The organism is Ornithinibacillus contaminans, from assembly GCF_001038425.2.
GTDB lineage: Bacteria > Bacillota > Bacilli > Bacillales > Amphibacillaceae > Ornithinibacillus > Ornithinibacillus contaminans.
Map to the genome: position 1 here is coordinate 136528 of NZ_LDPV02000009.1, position 18201 is coordinate 154728.

Genomic DNA, 18201 nt, shown 5'->3' on the forward strand with positions numbered 1-18201 from the left:
TAAAAGAATAGATAATTACAATGTTTCAATCATTTTTTCTTCGCTAAACAACTGTTCAATTGATGCGTAATGTTGGTTTTTATAAGCTAAAATCAACTTTTGATAAAATTCTCTTGAATAATGACCACCCACTTTATGTGCATAATCATTAATCAACCCCCATATGCGTGCAAATAAGAGATTTTCAGTACACTCAAATATCGTACTGAAAAAAGCGAAATGCTGGTCCTTCATCGATACGGATGGAATCGTTAAATTTTGTTCTAGCTTTTCCAATTTCTTTGCATCGATATGTGCATAAGCAAGTTTAACAGCCTCTTTTTCTAGTAGCTTTTTCACGGTAAGTAATTCAAGTCTTGTTGTGTTTTCTTTTAAAACAAAAGAGGATAATAGTTCAACAGTTTGATATGGTCGATATTTGCTTAAAAAAGTTCCTTCACCATGTCTTGTTTCAATTAAACCTATTAATTCCATTGCCCGTAATGCTTCACGTACAGATGATCTTCCTGCCGCTAGCTTTTCAGATAGCTCACGCTCAGATGGAAGCTTATCACCTGGTCTGAGATTCTCTAGCTCAATATAATTACGAATTTCTTGTAAAACACCTTGATATACCTTTTGCTTTGGTGACATGGTCACTGCCATGTTTCACTCCTTTATATACGCTATACCCGCTCACCCGGTACCCGTCTACATTCCGTTAAATTTTTGCTAATATTCTCGTCTTTTCCGCGACCTCTTCAGGGTCTACCTGTATACGAGCTACACCAGATTCCATTGCCGCTTTGGCAACACTTGAAGCAACTAGTGGTGCCACTCGCGCATCAAATGGTCGGGGGATAACATAATCCTCATTTAATTCTTCATCTGTAATTAACGATGCAATCGCTTCTGCCGCTGCAACCTTCATCTTCTCGTTGATTCGAGTTGCTCGCACATCCAATGCACCACGGAAGATACCAGGAAATGCTAATACATTATTTACTTGGTTCGGAAAATCTGAACGACCTGTCCCTATTACCTTCGCGCCTGCCGCTTTAGCTTCTTGTGGCATGATTTCCGGATCTGGATTTGCCATTGCAAATATGATCGGATCGGAATTCATTTTTTTCACCATTTCCGCAGTTAATGCACCGCCTACAGAAACACCAATAAACACATCTGCCTCTTCAAGCATTTCTTCTAAGGAGCCCTCTTTTTTATCCAAGTTCGTAAACTTCGCAACCGTATCCTTCACTTGGTTCATCCCATAAGGACGTCCTTCAAAAATCGCACCTCTTGAATCACACATCACCATATCACGGACACCAAAGTTATACAATAATTTAATAATGGCTATTCCAGCGGCACCTGCTCCATTGGCAACTACTTTAATTTCAGAGAATGATTTTCCAACTAGCTTTAGTGCGTTAATTAATCCCGCAACGGTTACAATCGCAGTACCATGCTGATCATCGTGGAAGATTGGAATATTCGTCTCTTTCTTTAAACGTTCTTCGATAATAAAGCAATTAGGAGCTGCAATATCTTCTAAATTCACCCCACCAAAAGTAGGCTCCATTAGCTTAACAGTACGCACAATTTCCTCTACATCATGTGTATCTAAACAAATTGGAAAAGAATCGACACCTGCAAAGCTTTTAAATAATACTGCCTTCCCTTCCATTACTGGAAGAGCAGCTTCTGGTCCAATATTCCCAAGACCTAAAACAGCAGAACCGTCACTAACAACTGCAACCATATTTCCCTTCATCGTATAATCATAAACAAGCTCCTTACGATCATGGATTTCCTTACATGGCTCTGCAACACCAGGTGAATATGCAAGACTTAAATCTTTTGCGTTTCGTACTGGAACCTTTGCAACAGTCTCTAGCTTCCCTTTATTTACTTTGTGCATATGCAACGCTTCATCTCTTAAATTCACTTTCATTTCGCTCCTTTTTGCAGCTCGTGATCTGAGTGGTCAGACCACTTAACTACTCCATTATAACAAATTGACTTATACTGTAAAGTTTCGTTTTGCTTTATTGGTTGTTGTAAACTACATTTGATTTTCCAAAATATTGACGTAAAGCATCCAAGCTTTCCTTATTTACCGCAACAAAATATTCCTTTGCTAGCTGATAGGTTCGCTTTTGCTCTTCGTGGTAAACAATTACTGGGGTCGTCCCAGGACTTTTTCTGGCAATAGACAGAATTACTTCTAATGCTTCTTTACTTGTCTGCTCAGTAGACCTAATAAATAGTCTCGCATTCGTCTGCGGCTGAAGCTTATTTTCGTCAAATGGTTCAATTGCTGACAATAACCACTGTAGTTTTCCATTTCTTCTTTCAATTTTACCTGAGATCATCACAAATGTTTCTTCCACAAAAAGCCTTTTTTCATTTCGATATAGCTCAGGGAATACAACCGCATCCATATCCCCCGTCTCATCACTTACTGTAACAAACGCCATAGGCTCTCCACGTTTCGTGCGTATCGTCTTAATCGCTTGGATAATTACTGCACTTTTAGTATGTTTCTTTCCTTCGACATAGGAAGCTTGATTTAATGCAATATAACCACTTGCACGTAAATCATCTCGATATTCCATTAATGGATGACTAGAGATATACATCCCTAAAAGTTCCTTTTCCTCAGCGAGCTTCCTGATCTGACTAAAATCTTCAATCTCTACATAGGCAGGAGCTAAATCGAGTTGATCATGAAATAGCGTTGGTTGATCCGAGAACTCCCGAAACAGTTCTCCTTGCTCCATCGCTTGATCAATTGACGCTAATAAACTAGCTCTATTATCATATGATTCATCAAATGCACCAACAAGTATTAACGATTCAATGGTTGCACGATTGACAAGCTTAGGTGATACACGCAAACAAAAGTCAAATAGGTTTTTAAACGGACCTTGTTTTCTTGCCTGTAAAATCTCTTGAACAGCTTGCTTTCCAATCCCTTTAATAGACTGGAGTCCGATACGAATACAGCCTTTTTCAACAGAAAATTTTCCAAAACTTTTATTGATTGAAGGTTGTCCAATTGGAATATTTAGTTCCTTTATTTCCTTGATATACACGTGTAGCTTATCGTGCTGATTCCCAATAGAACTTAGTAATTCTGCATAAAAGTGCATTGGAAATTGAGCCTTTAAATAAGCTAACTGATAGGATATTTTACTATATGCCACCGCATGACTCTTAGGAAAACCGTAATTGGAGAACTTAACGATCCAAGCAAATATTTCTTCACCCACTGTTTGGTCATAGCCGTTTTTCATGCAGCCACGAATAAACGCTTCTTTCTGTTCATCCATAATTGCTTGGTTCTTCTTACTTACCGCTCGGCGCAATACATCCGCTTGTCCCAATGAATATCCTGCAATTCGATTAGCAATTTGCATAATTTGTTCTTGGTAAATCAACACTCCATACGTGTTTTCTAAAATTGGTTGTAAATCTTTATGCGGATAAGTTACTGATTTTTTTCCATGCTTTCGATCAATATATGTTGGGATGAATTCCATTGGACCAGGACGATAGAGTGCATTTACGGCTACGATATCGGCAAAACTAGTAGGCTTCAACCGTTGTAAGACTTGTTTCATTCCATCTGACTCAAGCTGAAAAATACCATTCGTCTTCCCTTTTTTTAATAAATCAAAGGTTTTTAGATCCTGTTCTGGTATATCATGTAGTGCTAAATCTTTACCATCTTTAAAGCGAATCGATTGTAAAATCCGCTCCATTAGCGTTAAATTTCGCAAACCTAAAAAGTCAATCTTCAATAATCCAATGGATTCTAAATCAGTCATCGAATACTGGGTTAATTGGGTTTCGGTCGCTCCGATGGTAACTGGAACATGTTCAACTAACGGTTCTTCACTGATGACTACTCCAGCAGCATGTGTTGACGTATGTCTCGGAATCCCCTCTAACACATTAGCCACTTGGAACAATATCTTCAGACTCTCGGATTGCTGAACATAGTTTGCTAGTTCCTGCGACTTTTCAAGAATACTCGCTAAGCTAGATGAATGTTGAGTCGGTATTTGCTTCAAAATAAAATAAATATCCTGTTTATCTATTGCCAATGTTTTCCCTAGCTCACGAATAATGGAGCGAGCTGCAAAAGTTCCAAAAGTAATAATTTGAGCAACATGTTCTCTCCCATACTTCTCACGTACATAGGCAATAACCTCATCTCTACGTTGATCTGAAAAATCAATATCGATATCAGGCATTGTTATTCGTTCAGGATTCAGGAACCGTTCGAATACTAAATCATGTTTAATCGGATCAACATCCGTTATTCCTAGTGTATAAGCAACTAAAGACCCTGCAGATGATCCCCTTCCAGGCCCAACCATAATTGCATGTTCTTTTGCATATTTAATAAAATCCCAAACGATAAGGAAATAGTCACTAAAATTCATCGATTTAATGATTGATAGCTCATGCTCAAGCCTTGTTTTAATCTCATCGGTAACTTCTGGATATTTTGTTGCGACATTCTCCCAACAAATCTTCTCCAAATATAAATCAGCAGTAGTATGTTCAGGCAATGGATATGACGGTATCATTCTTGCGCCAAAATCCATGGTCACAGTACATTTTTCGTTGATTGTTTTAGTCGCTAACAAAACCTCTGGCCAATCGGAGAGTGATTGAGACATCTCCGCTTCTGAGCGAATATGATGCTGCTTTTTGGTTGGAGATTGCGTATGTACATTCCAATTTTTACCTTGCTTCATCGCTTGTAAACAATCAAATGCTACCGCATCTTCTTCCTCGAGATAACGTACATCATTTACAGCAACAACATTCGTTTTATACGATTCATGATATGCACGTACACCGTTTATTATGAAATTGTCCTGTTCCGTACCATGGTTCTTCACACCTAAATAAAAATCTTCAAAGGCAAACAAAGCTCGCCACGATTCTAAATAGCTGTCTAGACCTTCATGTGATGTATTCAGCACTAGCTTGGTGAGGTTCGTAGAATAAACCGGCAAAATGCCAACTAAATGCTCGGTATAGTGAGCAAGTTCATCCAAGGCAATACCATCTTCCTCACTCATTTGGATGGTAGTGCTTAACTTGACAAGGTTCTTATAACCAGTGTTATTTTTTGCTAGTAGAATAAGGCTTTCCGGTTCACCATCGGACTGTAATACCGTTGTAGTCATTCCTATAATTGGCTTTATTCCATTTTGTAAACATGTCTTGTAGAACGGAATAACCCCATATAACACATTCTCATCCGTTATGCTAAGCGCATCAAACTTTAATTGCCTTGCTTTATTCACTAATTTGTCTATGGTAATGGTGCTATTAAAAAAACTATAGCCTGTTTTAATTTGTAAATGCGTAAATGACATCCTATCCCGCCTCTACTTTCTCTTATTCTATTATAGCCAAAATTAATGCCATCTGTATATCTACAAACATAACTCGTCCAATTTCATCATACAATGAAAGGAAAACGACTATCTGCTAAGGAGCATCCACTATGGAAGAAAGATTTTTCGCACAATTTATCCATTGCTTTTTCATCGCTTTCGGGGTCATTCTTGGGGGAACACTTATCGGAAGCGTTGGCGCGTTTGCTACTGGTGATGCACCGTTTACCGAAATGGCCAGACTTGCTAGAAAACTGGGTATCTGGGGTATTGTAGCTGCGATTGGTGGAACCTTTGATGCCATCGAAAATTTACAAAAGGGGTTAATAGACGGTTCTTCTATTGATCTTTTAAAGCAAGGATTACTAATCCTTTCCGCCATGGGAGGAGCCAAAATGGCGATGGTGATTATCGGATGGCTAATCCAGGAGGATGTAACCTAATGCATGTACCACCTTATCATAGAAGACCAGGCTGGCAGCGGTTTTTCGTAGGTGTATTATTCGGAGCACTACTTGCCTATTGGATTGTTATCTTTATGTATGGAACGATGTATGAACGGTTACTTGCCGAAAATAGTAGTATCCAGAAAGAACTCCATGACGCGCAGCTTAAAATTGAAGCATTAGAAAAAGATAAAGAAGATCTAAACGAAAAAAACAAGCAATCCATAACGGTTGAAGAAATTGACTTAGAAATTCTAAATGCGGATGATTTAAAGATTGATAAACTATTACAGAACCAGTTAGAGGAATTAATTAAAGAAGAAATTAAAGAGATATTAGGGAGCAACGTCGACACAATCGCCGAGAACGACGTTTTATTGTTATCCTCCATTGAGAATAAAACATTTCGAGTGGACGATTTCACCTATAGCTTTGAAATAAAACGATTAATCATCTCTAAGACTGTCAAAATTGTAACCGAAGCAAAAATTTCTGATTAACTAACAGACACTATCCCCTTACCCTTAGCATAAGTTTAAGGGTAAGGGCTTTTTTTCTTTTCCTTAATTGTGTGAACGTTTCATGAAACAACACGCCAACCAATAGGAATTTTAGTTACTTTCCAGTAAAATAAAGCTAGAGATAAATCGCTACTCCATGCAAAACAGAAAAGCTCATAAACGAACTGCAACACATAATGTTAAATTTTATTCCCATCTTTTAAGAAAGGGGAGGATTCACATGTTAATCATGAATGAAAGACGAATTCGTGACCGTAAGCTTGAACAATTGAGAAATGGTCGTACTGCCTATGCAGAATCGAAAGAACTGATCCGCTTAATTAAGAGGGACATTGAAAAATTCGGGCTAGAGGTTTATTACGACGAAACACCAGCAGGATGTTGGTTTATACCCGTAATAAAGAAGAGTAAAAGCAGTTAAACTAAGCCTGGGACAAAAAGTGATGATGGTAAGTTACAGTCCGACTGTTGGTGCACAACACTCGCTTAGGCAGTAGTAGATCGATGCAGAAAAAGAGATTGTCTTTTTCAAAGAGTCTATTACGCTACATGACTGCAAGGTCCATCTATTTACCTACTCACTTTCCGTATGTCCCAGCTACAAATTTTAGTATGTTTGGTTAGTTCTTATATGCTTGAATTACATGGTGTAAATCCTTCACCACTTCTGCGGCCTCGTCCCAAGAATACACAGATGCGCCTGATGCTAATGGATGTCCTCCACCATTATAGGCTGCAGCAACTTCATTTATTACTGGTCCTTTAGAACGAAGACGAACACGGATTTGATCATCTTCTTCGATGAAGAATACCCATACTAATATACCTTCTACATCCCCAAGTGTACCGACCAGCTGCCCTGTCTCCATCACACTAACCTGAAATTGCTCCAAAATAGGCTTTGTTAATTTGATGACACTCAGCCCATCCTGTTCCAATGTAAAGTTCTGAAGAATATAACCGCGCAATCTGGCCAGATTGTCTTTTACATTGTAGATACCATCATATAGCTGTGAACGATCAAAGTCATATGCGACTAACTCTGCGGCATACTGAAGGGTTTTCTTTGTTGTGCTAGGAAATAGGAAGCGACCTGTATCACCTACTATTCCAGCATAGAGTAGCCTCGCTGCTGCCTCGTTCATTTCCATTTCTTCTGCCTTCGTAAATAATTCATATATCATCTCACTAGTTGAACTAGCCGTCGTATCCACCCAGCTAATATCACCATATGGATCGACATTCGGATGATGGTCAATTTTAATAATCTTATCACCTGATGTATAACGCGAATCATCAATTCGAGCCGTATTTGCAGTATCACAAATGATAATGAGCGCATTTTCAAAAACAGCATCGTCAATTTGATCCATTTTGACTAAAAACGTTAAGGAAGGATCATCTTCCCCTACTACATAGACCTTTTTGTCCGGATAGGTTGCTTGAATTAATTCCCGCAAGCCCGCCTGTGAACCTAGCGCATCTGGGTCTGGGCGTACATGACGATGAATAATAATCGTGTTGTATTCTTTAATTGCTGCTTGGATTGCTTGAATAGACATGCGTGTTCTCCTTTTTTAAGTATCTAAATCTACCTAATAACTAGCTAATATTACTGTTAAGATGCTACAATATGGGTTGAAATGGTTAACATATAAAATTAGGAGTAGATACCTATGATTATTTTTCCTATCGTGATTGTGCTTTCCATTGTAATGTATTTATATTACAAGGTAGCTATTTTAAAAACTAAGGATGGTTTGACACAAGCATACTTTAATGCAAAAGCAAGAATTTGCCTTGGTGCTTTCATCCTATTTTTTGGAATAAACCAATACATATTTTATCAGACTCGCATTTCACTTTTTATCGGTATCATATTTATTGTACTCGGTGTCTTACAGCTTGTACGAGGATTTAAAGAAACGAAGCACTACCGTAGTGAATGGAGACGTTTGAACCCTGCTGACTAGGTTTCACTAGTCAGCTTTTTCTTTATGTACTGCTAATTAAGTAATCTAACGGTCCATAATATGTGCCATTAGCAGTGCTTTACCGACTAGATTTTTCTCATTAAACACTTCCACATCAATCTTCGCATAAATTCGTCCTGCCTCTAATAATTGTGGCTTAATGATTAACGTAGAATCAATCGGAACAGGCTTCATAAAGTATACGGTCAGATTTTCCACTACTAAATCACCTTTTTTCAACTGAAGCAATAATCGGTTACTTGCCTCCGTAACTAGTGTGGTAAAGACACCATGGGATAGTGTTCCTAATTGATTCGTCATCTGGGGAATAACCTTTGCTTGAAAAATCGTCTTATCCTCTTCTAGCGAATCAATATTCTTTTTCACGATATCATCAATCGTTTCCCCGATTTGTGGCTGACGTTGTATTTGCTGAAGTGCTTTTAACACATCTTGTCTCGACACAATTCCTATTAAGCTTGATGTTTCATCAACTACAGGTACAACTTCAATGCCTTCCCAAACCATCATATGAGCTACGTACGCTAATGACGTTTTTGATTGAACCACAATGGGGTGCTTGGTCATAACCTTCTCAATCGGAAAATCACTGTCCTTCCCGATAATATCCTTTGATGTTACAATTCCGACAACACGATTTCGCTCATCAAGAACTGGGAACCTCGAGTGAGTGGAATGCTCATTTATCGTATACCATTCCCTTACACTGTCACCAATTTTCAAATAATGTGCTTGCTCAATAGGTGTACAGATATCGCCAACAAACACGATTTCCTTCTTGATTAGTTGATCATAGATAGCACGATTTATCATTGCAGCAACCGTAAACGTATCATAGCTCGTCGAGATGATCGGAAGCTGTTTTTCATCTGCTAGCCGCTTAATATAATCCTCCGTATCAAATCCACCAGTAATGAGCACTGCTGCGCCTTCACTAAGCGCTAATTCATGTGCTTTTACGCGGTTTCCCACGATTAATAAAGAATCTGCTTCCGTGTAGCGCATCATCGCATCGAGCTGCATCGCACCGATAACAAACTTATTTAAGGTTTTATGTAGTCCTTCTCGTCCACCTAGCACTTGACCATCCACAATATTGATTACTTCTGCAAAAGTAAGTCGTTCAAAGTTTTCCTTTTTCTTCCGTTCAATTCGAATGGTTCCCACTCGTTCAATCGTGCTAACAAGGCCAATATTTTCCGCTTCCTTTATTGCACGATAAGCGGTGCCTTCACTAACATTTAAGCCTTTTGCAATTTGTCTTACTGAAATTTTACTCCCAACATTTAATGAAACAATGTGTTGGATAATTTGTTCATGTTTTGTTGCCAATTGTTCACCGACTTTCAACTGTACTAGTCATATTACGTAACTATAGTATACAGATGAATGGCTATCTGCTCAATGTTTAAGAATCTGTTTGTCTAATTCGCTCATAATTCTGTTCCATAACTGGTGGTTCAGATAATTGAAGTAGTGTTGCAAAATTTGCCCCTACTACTAGAACCAAAAAACCTAACCAGCTCGCCCAAAAAATCATCTCCACTTGTGATTTTGCTGCAGGAATAAGTGGCCAAGCGAAATATAAAAAAAATGCAGCTAACAATAAGCGTAATATCGCATAATGTCTCATCAAATCCCCCCTTAACCTATTAGTAGTATGTTTATGAACAAGCTAGGGTAAACAGAACTTACTTCCCAACAATCATCAAAAGCTAATTCGTATAATAAGTTGTAAAGGTTATAATGGCATGGACCCCCACCTCAGACCGGCGAACATCCAGCATATCCACTGTTATAAATCGTTCATTGTGGAGTATTGCTTCCAGAAAATTAGTGACTGCTATACCTTCCGCAGCATCCACTTCCACGAAATAGGATGCTGCTTGTACTTGAATATTGTTTTTTTCTAAATCACGCGCGTCCATATACGTAATCGTTACGTTCGATTGTTTTGCTACTTGTTCAAGTTGTTCTACGACACTAGCAGTTGCTTTTTCAGTAGGAATTTGCTGGTGAATGGTTGGTGCGGCAAAATCATTCTTATCATTTGGTATATCTTCTAACTCGGTTGCAGATTTTTCATACATCGCTAGCTCTTGATCTAATCTACTTTCTTCCATTGCTAACGGTCTGATGAGCCCAACATGTAGACTACCATATAGAAGTCCCGCTCCAATAAAACTAGCAACGAATAGTAACGTATAGCTTCTAGTCCATTTCTGATTCATATTCACGCAACTCCTCTTTGGCAGCGTTAGAATTAAGTATGACGGTTAGAGTAGCATCATATCCTTCATCGGTTAGATTGACAGCTGTTAATTGAACGTCATTCACATAAGACTTACTATCCACCTCAGAAATATATTGGGCCACATGTGCTAAGCTTGAAAAATGAGCTTCAATAATAAGTTGGTTCTCCTCTGTATGCTGATACGAAATAAACGAACTATCAGGCTGTACAGGCTCTAACAAATCATTGTACAATCGCACTGTTGGCTGTGTTTCTTGCATTAATGTTGCTAGTATAGATTGTACATTTATAGCATTTTCATTTATAATATCTGCTTGTTTTGAACTAACTATTTCCAGCTGTGTCAACACTTCTCTTTTCTCCGTAACTGATTTTTCTAATGTATATCTTTGAACGAAAACAGTAGCAAGTATTGTTAGTACGCAAAGAAGTACTAGGATTCCAACCAAATATGGAGCAAGGTTTTTTTTCGTTTTCTTTTGAAGAAAATTTATTTCTACATTCATGGATTGTTCCCCTTTTTATACTTCTTGTTTTAAGGCTAAACCTAATACGTCCACATATTTAACCTCTTGTACAATATCAGTAAATGTTAGAACTTCCATTGGCAATGTTTCACGTAACGACTTCCAAATTCTAGGAAGATAGGGGACGTCCCCCGACAATAAAACTAAATTGATGGAGGCTTGTCCCTTTGAAATCGAGAATTGGTAAAAATCAATTATCCGTCTTACTTCTATTAAGTACTCATTCATTAGCCGCTCTGTACTCTGCTCCGTCATTTCCTCCTGTCGTTCACTTACTGTCACTTTAATATATCGTGTAAAAATTGCCTTATGATTTTGAAAAGCCGTTACCACTAATGCGTCCGTATTCCACTGTATATGTAACACATGATCATGTTCCATTCTGATTCGTTTATAATAGAGACGATATACTGATAAAGAAGTTAAATCTGCTACCACTGGCTTTAGTCCAGCCTGCCGAAACACTTCTTCAAAAGCCACTATCTTCTCATTGGGATATGCGTATAGCAGAATATTTCGTAATTGATTCTCTTCCTCTAAGAATTCAATTGCCAGTGAAGGATTGGCAAACGGCAAGTAAAAACTGTGCCCTAATTGCGTGGATACATAGTGTAAAGACTCTTCCTCAGTTAATACAGCGGGAATTTGTAGATTTCGAATTACGACCGTATCATCAGGTAAACAGAAGTAGAGCGGTTTTCCCTTCCAGTTTTTCTTTTTAACCAAGGTTGAAACAGCTTTCAAAAATGCAGCTCTGTTTACAATCGCCCCATCTTTAATAACTTCATGTGGCAGGTTAAGCTCTCCTTTATCAAGTAAGCCTTCTGGAGAAGAACTATTATGTAAAGAATATCGCAGTACCCGATTGGTAATAACGATATTCACTCTATTTTTCTGCAATAGTTTCATGCTTCCACCTTCTTAAACTATGTTTGATAAATACCAATCTAAGATTGGATCACCATAGAAATACGCTAAGATTGTACCAATAATAATATATGGCCCAAACGCAACGGGTTGCTTACGCTCAACTACCTTAAATAGCAGTAGGACTGCCCCAACCATAGCACCTGTAATACAAGAGAGAAAGAATGCTAATAAGACCTTGTTTAGCCCTAAAATAACTCCTAATACTGCAAAAAGCTTCATATCACCTGCTCCCATTCCGCCACGACTAACAATAATAATTATCGCAATAATTACAAATCCTACAAGGGAACCGATAATCGGTGAGTACCACGGATCAAATGGCTCTATGATTCGGATTAAACAAAATAATGGTAAGAAGAAAAGTAAAATCTTATTAGGGATAATCATATAGGAAATATCTGAAACCAAGATAATCGTTAACATCGAAACGAGTAATAAGCTAGCAGCCAATTCCAAACGAATACCAAACTGCAGATAACTTAACACAAATAAACAGCCCGTTAATAGTTCCACTACAGGATACATAACCGAAATCCGTTTTCTGCACTGACGGCACTTCCCGCCTAGCAGCACAAAAGATACTACTGGAATAAGCTCATACCAGGTTAGTGTTTGGTGACAACTAGGGCACTCTGACCGCTCATTCGCAAATGGTTTATTTAGTGGTAACCTCATCCCAACAACATTAAAAAACGAGCCAAAGATGAGCCCAAGTATAAAAAAGAAAACCACATTCATCTCCTAGCCTCCCCGCATCCTAACGTTGTCGTGAAAAAGCCCTGCAAGTAAAATGCAAGGCTAAGAATAATTTCATTACTCTATTTATTTCTCGTCTTCAACATATTGATATGTACTATCTTGCTTCTTGACCGTACCACTGTATGTTTCACCGTCTGCTCCCGGTTTATCTGGAATTCCTTCCAAAAATCCAATTTCTACTAATTCATTCAATGTAATGCTGTCATCATCGCCAAATTCACCAGATACATCTGCTAATCTAGCAGCATTCTCAAACAATTTATGATTGGCATCATTGGCATCTTCTTTGGAGTTTGCAATAACATTTCCGATTGCCGGTACTGCGATAGCTAAAATAATTGCTAATATAGCAATAACTGCAAGTAATTCTACTAATGTAAAACCTTTATCCTTTTTCCATAAACGCTTTAACATGTATTCCCCCACCTTTTACTATAATTTATACCGTATAAACATAGTCGGTCGGTTGCACTACTTACTCCTAACTATCCAAGTGCCCACATACAGATAGTTAATCATTGTATCCTACTTTAGTCCCTGGTCCTATTATACGTGATACTCTGACAATTATCTACACAATTTATTGTAAATTTTCAAAAAGTGCAAACATTGGAATTACAACTGCTGCAATAATACTTCCGACGATAAATGTTAAGATAATAATCATCAATGGTTCAATTAACGTTTTCATTCGGTTCGATAATTGCACTACTTCTTCCTCGTAAAATTCTGCCGCCTTTAATAGCATCTGATCTAACGTACCGGTTTTTTCACCGATTTGCATCATTTGAATGATTAATGGCGGAATTGTCCAATGCGCTTTCATCGGAATAGTCATTGAGTCTCCATCCGCCAATGACTTTCGTACGTCTTTTAAAACAGCTTTTAATACTCGATTCCCTACGACAGATTCTGTAATCTCTACTGCTTGCAAAATTGGTACCGCACTGTTCACAAGTGTACTTAACGTCGTAGTCATCCGTACAAGCTCGCCTTTAAGTACAAGTGTACCGATTAACGGAAATCTTAGCTTTCTATCATCTACCTTGTATGAAAATGCGTCTCGTTTTAGCAAAAATGAAAAAAGAATGATGATCCCGATACAAACAATAAGCATCATCCACCAGAAATTTGCCACAAAAGTACTAACCGCTAATACAAAGTGAGTAAATGCGGGTATCTCTTGTCCAAAGGAATCAAACATGCCAACAAATTGGGGCACGATAAACACTAATAAAAAGACACTTAAAATTAGTGTAATCATACCTACGACACTTGGATAAAGAAGCGCAGATATAATTCGCTGCCTGTTTCGATATTCCCTTTCAAAATAATCGGCCATCTCTACTAAAATCTCGTCTAATTTACCACTTGCTTCTCCAGCTTTAATCATATTCACTAAAAGACTTGGGAAGACCTTCGGATGCTTGGAGACAGCCTTAGATAGTGCTTCTCCGCTTTCTAATTGTTTATCAATATCGGTTAACGTAGATTTCAATACTCTATTATCTGTTTGCTCAGCCATCGTCTTAGTCGCACCCGAAATTGGAATTCCAGCATGAATCAATGTAGCATATTGTCGTAAAAACAAGACAAATTCTTTTCGATTTACACGCTTCGTTAACGTGATATCCTTGTTCCATAACGTCGTCTCCTGAAGCTTTAGCACAAATAACTTTTCTTTCTCAAGTGTGTTAATTGCCGCTTCTTTCGATTCAGCCTCCAGCTTTCCAGTAACCTGCTCACCAGCCATATTTTTAGCAAGATATTGATAGTTCAAAACTTAATATCCCCTTTCTTGTAAAAAAGGAGCTGCTGTTTCATAGGCTATTTCATTCGCCTCAATTAATCGCTTCACATCCATTTCCATTGTGTGCATTCCTTGTTCTTTAGATGTTTGTAACACACTCTGAATTTGGTGCAGCTTTTCATTCCGGATAAGATTTTTTACTCCAGAGTTATTAAGCAACACCTCGGTTGCAACACGTCTACCAGTATTATTCTTTGTAATTAAGAGTCGCTGTGAAATAACCGCCCGCAAAATTGCGGATAATTGAATTCGAATTTGATCCTGCTGTTCGGACGGAAACACATCAATTATTCGTTCAATCGTGGAAACAGCATCTGTTGTATGTAAAGTCCCAAGCACTAAATGCCCTGTTTCTGCGGCAGTTATCGCCGTTGAGATGGTTTCTAAATCACGCATTTCTCCAACTAAAATCACATCCGGATCTTGTCTTAAACATGCTCGAAGACCACCAGCAAAACTATTCGTATCAAAGCCTACCTCCCGCTGATCAATTACAGACTGCTGATGTGTATGCATATACTCGATTGGATCCTCTAATGTGATAATATGCTTTTTCATCGTTTGATTCATATAGTCCACCATTGCTGCTAAGGTCGTACTTTTTCCACTTCCTGTAGGACCGGTGACCAGAACAAGACCATGTGTATACTGGACAAGCCGCTTCACTACAAATGGTAAATAGAGCTCCTCCATGGAGGGAATCACTGTTGGGACTAGTCGGATAGCTAAGGAAAGTTCCCCTCTTTGGTAGTAAGTATTAATGCGAAAGCGAGCAACACCACTTATCCCATAGGAGAAATCTAATTCACGTTTACGCTCTAATTGATTCCATAATTCCTCTGGTAAAATATCCTGCACAATGATTTTAGTTATCGAGGGAGAGATCTTTTCCTTGTTCTGTTCTATTAATCTCCCATTTATTCGAAAAATCGGTGCCTTGCCAATCGTCAAATGTACATCTGAAGCATTCGAGTGGTATGCCTCTGTTAACCACTGATTGAATTGATCTTTCATCGTTATCCCCCCTTAAATACTAATTGATATTTGCATAATTTCTTCCATAGTCGTTAATCCAGCACTGACCTTTTCTAAACCATCCTGTAATAGCGAACGCATACCTTGTGATCTGGTATAGGATTTAATCTCCTGTACCGATATATTATTTAGTAACATCCCTTTTACATAATCATCTAGCACAAGTACCTCATGTACAGCTACTCTTCCCCGGTATCCTTGTTGATGACAGCTGCTACACCCTTTGCCGTAAAATACATGTTCTACCGCGACATCATTTTTAGCAAAAATTTCTTCTTCCATCACAGTTACCTCCCGCTTTTCCAGACAATCCCGACATATTTTCCGTACGAGACGCTGGGCTACAACACCGTTTAAGGAGGATACTACTAAATAAGGTTCTATTCCCATATCGATTAAACGTGGAACTGTATCAATCGCACTATTGGTATGTAAGGTACTAAACACGATATGACCGGTTAAGGACGCACGTATCGCTATTTCTGCTGTTTCCTGATCACGTATTTCACCAACCATAATGATATTAGGGTCTTGTCTTAGAATCGACCGTAACCCACTAGCAAATGTTAAGCCTATGGAACTATGTACCTGCACCTGATTAATTCCACGCAATGGAAGTTCTACTGGATCCTCAATTGTGACGATATTAACCTGCTCTTTATTCAAATGATTAATAGATGCATATAATGTTGACGTTTTACCAGAGCCTGTCGGACCCGTTAATAAGACCAATCCAGATGGTTGCGAAATTAATTGGCGATATTTTTGATGATTATCCCGCGAAAAATTCAATTCACTTAGCTGCATTAATGCATTATTTAAATCTAATATTCGGATGACAATTTTTTCTCCATGCACTGTAGGCAAACAGGATATACGTAGGTCGACCGGTGTTGTATCCACCATCATTTTGATACGGCCGTCCTGTGGTAATCTTGTCTGAGTAATGTTTAAGTCGGCGAGAATTTTTATTCTGGCTACTAATGAATTCTGTAATGATTTGGGCAGTATATTGTCCGATTGGAGTCTCCCGTCAATCCGGTACCGAATCAACATGTTATCCTCCTGGGGATCTATATGAAGATCACTTGCTTTTAATTGCACTGCAGTATTTAATAATTGATCTAATAAGCGTATGACGGGTGCTTCATCATTACTATCTGCCATATCGAAATGAATGCTTTGTTCATCGTTAACGTAGTGTTTATTAATGGCATACGAAATATCGTCTTTTGTGGAAATCACTGGTGAGATTGTAAGACCAGTTGATAGTTCTAAATCATCAATAACATAGTAATCCATCGGGTCCTTCATAGCGATTACGAGTGAGCTGTCTTGAATTTTTAATGGCATAATAAAATTTCGTTGTGCTACTTCTCTCGGAATGTAGCCTAATACCTGCTGATCAACGGGATATTGATATAGTGAAACTTGTGGAATACCTAATTGAAATTCTAACACCTCGATTAATTGTCGCTCGGTAATATAACCCCGCTCTAATAAGGCATCTCCAAGCTTTTGGTCGGGCTTTTTAAATTCTAGTGTTTCATTAATTTGTTCATTTGTAACGATACCAGCATCGATTAACAAGTCCCCAAGACGTTTACGTGCAACCATATTATTCACCACTTTCAATTGTTATTTTGATGGAGGATTCCGTCTCCGTTATTTCTCCAAATGCTTGTCCCACGCTAGTAAAATGAATCATCATTTCCGATTCAGATAGTTCCTGTAAAGAATGGCTTTTGATCCAAAAGGAAACATTTCCTTGCCCATCATCTAAAATGAATTTCTCTAGAAGTGGAAAATCTGGTAATGCTATCGCTTCATTCGACTCCAGTTCCCTAGGCATATGATCCTCTGTATAAGCTCGGTAGTAGTCCACTCCCATTGCTGCAATTTGCTCGGACATGGTTATTTGTTCCGTCTTATTGATCTGCTGCGTGGTGTTAGCTAACTGTGAAAATAGCGCCATAATACACAATAAAACGATGGTAATAATCCCAAGCGTCAACACTAACGTAGCTCCTGACTCATTCTGTATCGGTTTCATTTTTGTCCCCCAATCGGAACATAGGTATAGGATTCACGTAAGAGCTGATTCGTGCTAGAAAATAGCTGAATAGTTGTCCGCACTAAATCAACTTGTTCTTCCTGACAGGCTAATAAATCTACCTGGTAAACTTTTTCATCAATTGCATAAGAATGGTAGGTTTTTTTAAACGAATTACCGCTCTGGCAATAAGGGATATCAGAAGCATTGAATACTTCCGAATCGACTTTTAACTCCTGTGACACTTTTCCTAATAAGTTACTAGCGATTAGCTCCTCATCTGCCTGATCAGACCATTTCATAATAGTCGAAAATATTGGGATAAAAAAAGTTACAACAGTAGCTAATATGACGATGGAGGCTAGTAATTCTATTAACGTATAGCCATAACTATTACTCTGTTTCATCTGATTTCACTCCCCGCCTAAGCCTTTAACCTATTAAACACTCTATTAATCAGTAGGAACTTA

General features: G+C 38.3%; 20 protein-coding genes and 1 riboswitch. Of the genes, 4 read left to right on the plus strand and 16 right to left on the minus strand.

Features of this window, described 5'->3' with window-relative positions:
• Positions 1-15: 15 nt before the first annotated feature.
• The 3 genes from JF53_RS01430 to dnaE all read right to left on the minus strand — a co-directional run bounded on the left by JF53_RS01430 (position 16) and on the right by dnaE (position 5381).
• The gene (locus tag JF53_RS01430) at positions 16-645 is read right to left on the minus strand and encodes a FadR/GntR family transcriptional regulator (RefSeq protein ID WP_236686891.1); all 630 of its coding nucleotides are present in this window, start codon (positions 643-645) and stop codon (positions 16-18) included.
• Positions 646-700: 55 nt separating this feature from the next.
• Positions 701-1927 carry an NAD(P)-dependent malic enzyme gene (locus JF53_RS01435; RefSeq protein WP_169750776.1) on the minus strand — a complete coding sequence of 409 codons (1227 nt, stop codon included), beginning with the start codon at positions 1925-1927 and terminating at the stop codon, positions 701-703.
• 100 nt (positions 1928-2027) lie between these two features.
• Positions 2028-5381: a DNA polymerase III subunit alpha gene (dnaE, locus tag JF53_RS01440; protein ID WP_047981606.1), complete on the minus strand. Its 3354-nt coding sequence runs from the start codon at positions 5379-5381 to the stop codon at positions 2028-2030.
• A gap of 131 nt (positions 5382-5512) precedes the next feature.
• Here dnaE and JF53_RS01445 point away from each other — a divergent pair, with 131 nt between their 5' ends.
• The 3 genes from JF53_RS01445 to JF53_RS01455 all read left to right on the plus strand — a co-directional run bounded on the left by JF53_RS01445 (position 5513) and on the right by JF53_RS01455 (position 6790).
• Positions 5513-5845 carry a YtrH family sporulation protein gene (locus JF53_RS01445; RefSeq protein WP_047981605.1) on the plus strand — a complete coding sequence of 111 codons (333 nt, stop codon included), beginning with the start codon at positions 5513-5515 and terminating at the stop codon, positions 5843-5845.
• Positions 5845-6348: a sporulation membrane protein YtrI gene (ytrI, locus tag JF53_RS01450; RefSeq protein WP_047981604.1), complete on the plus strand. Its 504-nt coding sequence runs from the start codon at positions 5845-5847 to the stop codon at positions 6346-6348. The genes JF53_RS01445 and ytrI overlap by 1 nt, the downstream gene beginning before the upstream one ends.
• 241 nt (positions 6349-6589) lie before the next feature.
• Positions 6590-6790, plus strand: coding sequence for a hypothetical protein (locus JF53_RS01455; protein WP_047981603.1), 201 nt, complete (start codon positions 6590-6592; stop codon positions 6788-6790).
• A gap of 199 nt (positions 6791-6989) precedes the next feature.
• Here the strand turns inward: JF53_RS01455 and JF53_RS01460 are convergent, their stop codons facing one another.
• Positions 6990-7931 (minus strand): DHH family phosphoesterase, encoded by a 942-nt coding sequence (locus tag JF53_RS01460; RefSeq protein WP_047981602.1) that lies wholly within the window; start codon positions 7929-7931, stop codon positions 6990-6992.
• Between the two features lie 114 nt (positions 7932-8045).
• Here JF53_RS01460 and JF53_RS01465 point away from each other — a divergent pair, with 114 nt between their 5' ends.
• Positions 8046-8342 (plus strand): YtpI family protein, encoded by a 297-nt coding sequence (locus JF53_RS01465; RefSeq protein ID WP_047981601.1) that lies wholly within the window; start codon positions 8046-8048, stop codon positions 8340-8342.
• Positions 8343-8387: 45 nt separating this feature from the next.
• Here the strand turns inward: JF53_RS01465 and JF53_RS01470 are convergent, their stop codons facing one another.
• The 12 genes from JF53_RS01470 to JF53_RS01525 all read right to left on the minus strand — a co-directional run bounded on the left by JF53_RS01470 (position 8388) and on the right by JF53_RS01525 (position 18138).
• Complete coding sequence (locus JF53_RS01470; protein ID WP_047981600.1) at positions 8388-9695, minus strand: DRTGG domain-containing protein; 1308 nt, start codon at positions 9693-9695, stop codon at positions 8388-8390.
• Positions 9696-9771: 76 nt separating this feature from the next.
• A complete protein-coding gene (locus JF53_RS01475; RefSeq protein ID WP_047981599.1) occupies positions 9772-9996 on the minus strand; it encodes a hypothetical protein in 225 nt (74 codons plus the stop codon).
• A gap of 82 nt (positions 9997-10078) precedes the next feature.
• Positions 10079-10594: a hypothetical protein gene (locus JF53_RS01480; protein WP_047981598.1), complete on the minus strand. Its 516-nt coding sequence runs from the start codon at positions 10592-10594 to the stop codon at positions 10079-10081.
• Positions 10575-11123, minus strand: a complete 549-nt coding sequence (locus tag JF53_RS01485; RefSeq protein ID WP_047981597.1) for a hypothetical protein — start codon at positions 11121-11123, stop codon at positions 10575-10577. Before JF53_RS01485 ends, JF53_RS01480 begins: the two co-directional genes overlap by 20 nt.
• Before the next feature lie 15 nt (positions 11124-11138).
• Positions 11139-12053 carry a type IV pilus biogenesis protein PilM gene (gene pilM, locus JF53_RS01490; protein WP_047981596.1) on the minus strand — a complete coding sequence of 305 codons (915 nt, stop codon included), beginning with the start codon at positions 12051-12053 and terminating at the stop codon, positions 11139-11141.
• A 12-nt stretch (positions 12054-12065) separates the two neighbouring features.
• Positions 12066-12812, minus strand: a complete 747-nt coding sequence (locus JF53_RS01495) for a prepilin peptidase (protein ID WP_047981595.1) — start codon at positions 12810-12812, stop codon at positions 12066-12068.
• Positions 12813-12896: 84 nt separating this feature from the next.
• Positions 12897-13247: a prepilin-type N-terminal cleavage/methylation domain-containing protein gene (locus JF53_RS01500; protein ID WP_047981594.1), complete on the minus strand. Its 351-nt coding sequence runs from the start codon at positions 13245-13247 to the stop codon at positions 12897-12899.
• A 37-nt stretch (positions 13248-13284) separates the two neighbouring features.
• Positions 13285-13368, minus strand: a riboswitch (cyclic di-GMP riboswitch).
• Between the two features lie 45 nt (positions 13369-13413).
• Positions 13414-14613: a type II secretion system F family protein gene (locus JF53_RS01505; RefSeq protein WP_053071933.1), complete on the minus strand. Its 1200-nt coding sequence runs from the start codon at positions 14611-14613 to the stop codon at positions 13414-13416.
• A 3-nt stretch (positions 14614-14616) separates the two neighbouring features.
• Positions 14617-15657 (minus strand): type IV pilus twitching motility protein PilT, encoded by a 1041-nt coding sequence (locus JF53_RS01510; protein WP_047981593.1) that lies wholly within the window; start codon positions 15655-15657, stop codon positions 14617-14619.
• A gap of 12 nt (positions 15658-15669) precedes the next feature.
• Positions 15670-17295, minus strand: a complete 1626-nt coding sequence (locus JF53_RS01515; protein WP_047981592.1) for a GspE/PulE family protein — start codon at positions 17293-17295, stop codon at positions 15670-15672.
• Position 17296: 1 nt separating this feature from the next.
• The gene (locus tag JF53_RS01520) at positions 17297-17731 is read right to left on the minus strand and encodes a hypothetical protein (RefSeq protein ID WP_047981591.1); all 435 of its coding nucleotides are present in this window, start codon (positions 17729-17731) and stop codon (positions 17297-17299) included.
• Positions 17728-18138, minus strand: a complete 411-nt coding sequence (locus JF53_RS01525; protein WP_047981590.1) for a type II secretion system protein — start codon at positions 18136-18138, stop codon at positions 17728-17730. The genes JF53_RS01520 and JF53_RS01525 overlap by 4 nt, the downstream gene beginning before the upstream one ends.
• Positions 18139-18201 lie beyond the last annotated feature (63 nt).

Coding starts and splice junctions, on each gene's coding strand:
- JF53_RS01480 (WP_047981598.1), bottom strand. CDS start 10,594: ATGAATCAGAAATGGACTAGAAGCTATACGTTACTATTCGTTGCTAGT.
- JF53_RS01430 (WP_236686891.1), bottom strand. CDS start 645: ATGGCAGTGACCATGTCACCAAAGCAAAAGGTATATCAAGGTGTTTTA.
- JF53_RS01510 (WP_047981593.1), bottom strand. CDS start 15,657: ATGAAAGATCAATTCAATCAGTGGTTAACAGAGGCATACCACTCGAAT.
- JF53_RS01520 (WP_047981591.1), bottom strand. CDS start 17,731: ATGAAACCGATACAGAATGAGTCAGGAGCTACGTTAGTGTTGACGCTT.
- JF53_RS01460 (WP_047981602.1), bottom strand. CDS start 7,931: ATGTCTATTCAAGCAATCCAAGCAGCAATTAAAGAATACAACACGATT.
- JF53_RS01515 (WP_047981592.1), bottom strand. CDS start 17,295: ATGGTTGCACGTAAACGTCTTGGGGACTTGTTAATCGATGCTGGTATC.
- pilM (WP_047981596.1), bottom strand. CDS start 12,053: ATGAAACTATTGCAGAAAAATAGAGTGAATATCGTTATTACCAATCGG.
- JF53_RS01495 (WP_047981595.1), bottom strand. CDS start 12,812: ATGAATGTGGTTTTCTTTTTTATACTTGGGCTCATCTTTGGCTCGTTT.
- JF53_RS01500 (WP_047981594.1), bottom strand. CDS start 13,247: ATGTTAAAGCGTTTATGGAAAAAGGATAAAGGTTTTACATTAGTAGAA.
- ytrI (WP_047981604.1), top strand. CDS start 5,845: ATGCATGTACCACCTTATCATAGAAGACCAGGCTGGCAGCGGTTTTTC.
- JF53_RS01465 (WP_047981601.1), top strand. CDS start 8,046: ATGATTATTTTTCCTATCGTGATTGTGCTTTCCATTGTAATGTATTTA.
- JF53_RS01525 (WP_047981590.1), bottom strand. CDS start 18,138: ATGAAACAGAGTAATAGTTATGGCTATACGTTAATAGAATTACTAGCC.
- JF53_RS01485 (WP_047981597.1), bottom strand. CDS start 11,123: ATGAATGTAGAAATAAATTTTCTTCAAAAGAAAACGAAAAAAAACCTT.
- JF53_RS01445 (WP_047981605.1), top strand. CDS start 5,513: ATGGAAGAAAGATTTTTCGCACAATTTATCCATTGCTTTTTCATCGCT.
- dnaE (WP_047981606.1), bottom strand. CDS start 5,381: ATGTCATTTACGCATTTACAAATTAAAACAGGCTATAGTTTTTTTAAT.
- JF53_RS01475 (WP_047981599.1), bottom strand. CDS start 9,996: ATGAGACATTATGCGATATTACGCTTATTGTTAGCTGCATTTTTTTTA.
- JF53_RS01455 (WP_047981603.1), top strand. CDS start 6,590: ATGTTAATCATGAATGAAAGACGAATTCGTGACCGTAAGCTTGAACAA.